This window comes from Pseudoalteromonas holothuriae (assembly GCF_945859825.1).
Classification (GTDB): Bacteria; Pseudomonadota; Gammaproteobacteria; order Enterobacterales; family Alteromonadaceae; genus Pseudoalteromonas; species Pseudoalteromonas holothuriae.
Genome location: NZ_CAMAPC010000043.1, coordinates 1 through 3,054, shown reverse-complemented (window position 1 = coordinate 3,054; position 3,054 = coordinate 1). Strand labels below are relative to the sequence as shown.

Genomic DNA, 3,054 nt, shown 5'->3' with positions numbered 1-3,054 from the left:
GACGGGAGCATAACGTGTTATGTGACCAAGTAAAAATGTTGAGGCACGCAGCATAAAGCGCAAAAGCGAAGAAAAACTACTTTGGGTTGTATGGTTAAGTGACTAAGCGTACACGGTGGATGCCTTGGCAGTTGGAGGCGATGAAGGACGTACTAACTTGCGATAAGCCTAGTTGAGCCAGTAAGAGGCGCTTGAGACTAGGATTTCCGAATGGGGAAACCCACCTGTTTACAGGTATCATATGGTGAATACATAGCCATATGAGGCGAACGCGGAGAACTGAAACATCTAAGTACCCGTAGGAAAAGAAATCAACCGAGATTCCGAAAGTAGCGGCGAGCGAAATCGGAACAGCCCTTAAGCTTGAGTGTAGTTAGTGGAAGGCTCTGGAAAGTGCCACGATACAGGGTGATAGTCCCGTACACAAAAACTTATCTTAAGTGAAATCGAGTAGGTCGGAGCACGTGAAACTTTGACTGAATATAGGTGGACCATCATCTAAGGCTAAATACTCCCAACTGACCGATAGTGAACCAGTACCGTGAGGGAAAGGCGAAAAGAACCCCTGTGAGGGGAGTGAAATAGAACCTGAAACCGTGTACGTACAAGCAGTAGGAGCCCACTTGTTGGGTGACTGCGTACCTTTTGTATAATGGGTCAGCGACTTATATTTTGTAGCGAGGTTAACCGAATAGGGAAGCCGTAGCGAAAGCGAGTCTTAACTGGGCGCGTAGTTGCAAGGTATAGACCCGAAACCCGGTGATCTAGCCATGGGCAGGTTGAAGGTTGAGTAACATCAACTGGAGGACCGAACCCACTAACGTTGAAAAGTTAGGGGATGACCTGTGGCTAGGAGTGAAAGGCTAATCAAACCGGGAGATAGCTGGTTCTCCCCGAAATCTATTTAGGTAGAGCCTCGGACGAATACTTACGGGGGTAGAGCACTGTTAAGGCTAGGGGGTCATCCCGACTTACCAACCCTTTGCAAACTCCGAATACCGTAAAGTAATATCCGGGAGACACACGGCGGGTGCTAACGTCCGTCGTGAAGAGGGAAACAACCCAGACCGCCAGCTAAGGTCCCAAAGTGTATGTTAAGTGGGAAACGATGTGGGAAGGCTAAAACAGCTAGGAGGTTGGCTTAGAAGCAGCCACCCTTTAAAGAAAGCGTAATAGCTCACTAGTCGAGTCGGCCTGCGCGGAAGATGTAACGGGGCTAAACATACCACCGAAGCTGCGGCTGCGAACTTATGTTCGCGGGGTAGGGGAGCGTTCTGTAAGCGGTTGAAGGTGTACCGGGAGGTATGCTGGACGTATCAGAAGTGCGAATGCTGACATGAGTAACGATAATGCGGGTGAAAAACCCGCACGCCGGAAGACCAAGGGTTCCTATCCCATGTTAATCAGGGTAGGGTAAGTCGACCCCTAAGGCGAGGCTGAAGAGCGTAGTCGATGGGAAACAGATTAATATTTCTGTACTTGGAATAATTGCGATGGGGGGACGGAGCAGGCTAAGTAAGCATGGCGTTGGTTGTCCATGTGAAAGTATGTAGGCTGGCGACTTAGGAAAATCCGGGTTGCTAAGGCTGAGATACGAGACGAGCTACTACGGTAGTGAAGTTACTGATGCCCTACTTCCAGGAAAAGCCTCTAAGCTTCAGATTATTTCGAATCGTACCCCAAACCGACACAGGTGGTCAGGTAGAGAATACTAAGGCGCTTGAGAGAACTCGGGTGAAGGAACTAGGCAAAATCGTACCGTAACTTCGGGAGAAGGTACGCTGACATTAGGTGAAGAGCTTCGCGCTTGGAGCTGAAGTCAGCCGCAGTGACCAGGTGGCTGGGACTGTTTATTAAAAACACAGCACTGTGCAAAATCGTAAGATGACGTATACGGTGTGACACCTGCCCGGTGCCGGAAGGTTAATTGATGGGGTTAGACTTAGGTCGAAGCTCTTGATCGAAGCCCCGGTAAACGGCGGCCGTAACTATAACGGTCCTAAGGTAGCGAAATTCCTTGTCGGGTAAGTTCCGACCTGCACGAATGGTGTAACCATGGCCACGCTGTCTCCACCCGAGACTCAGTGAAATTGAAATCGCAGTGAAGATGCTGTGTACCCGCGGCTAGACGGAAAGACCCCGTGAACCTTTACTACAGCTTGGCACTGAACATTGAACCTACATGTGTAGGATAGGTGGGAGACTTTGAAGCACAGTCGCTAGATTGTGTGGAGTCAACCTTGAAATACCACCCTTGTAGTTTTGATGTTCTAACGTAGGTCCCTAATCGGGATTGCGGACAGTGCCTGGTGGGTAGTTTGACTGGGGCGGTCTCCTCCCAAAGAGTAACGGAGGAGCACGAAGGTTGGCTAAGTACGGTCGGACATCGTACGGTTAGTGTAATGGTAGAAGCCAGCTTAACTGCGAGACAGACACGTCGAGCAGGTACGAAAGTAGGTCATAGTGATCCGGTGGTTCTGAATGGAAGGGCCATCGCTCAACGGATAAAAGGTACTCCGGGGATAACAGGCTGATACCGCCCAAGAGTTCATATCGACGGCGGTGTTTGGCACCTCGATGTCGGCTCATCACATCCTGGGGCTGAAGTCGGTCCCAAGGGTATGGCTGTTCGCCATTTAAAGTGGTACGCGAGCTGGGTTTAGAACGTCGTGAGACAGTTCGGTCCCTATCTGCCGTGGGCGTTTGAGAATTGAGAGGGGCTGCTCCTAGTACGAGAGGACCGGAGTGGACGAACCGCTGGTGTTCGGGTTGTCATGCCAATGGCATTGCCCGGTAGCTACGTTCGGAACTGATAAGCGCTGAAAGCATCTAAGCGCGAAGCAGGCCTCGAGATGAGTTCTCACTTTAACTTTAAGTTAACTGAAGGGCCGTTGAAGACTACAACGTTGATAGGCTGGATGTGGAAGCATAGTGATATGTTAAGCTAACCAGTACTAATTACCCGTGAGGCTTAACCATACAACGCCAAAGTGGTTTGTTTGTTAGAAGTTAGTATTAACTAGAGTAGATTTTTACGAATTATCAGCGAATTCC

At 49.7% G+C, this 3,054-nt stretch carries 1 rRNA gene; it reads left to right on the top strand.

The window, feature by feature from the left end:
• Positions 1-92 precede the first annotated feature (92 nt).
• A 23S ribosomal RNA gene (locus OCI93_RS20615) occupies positions 93-2,979 on the top strand.
• Positions 2,980-3,054 lie beyond the last annotated feature (75 nt).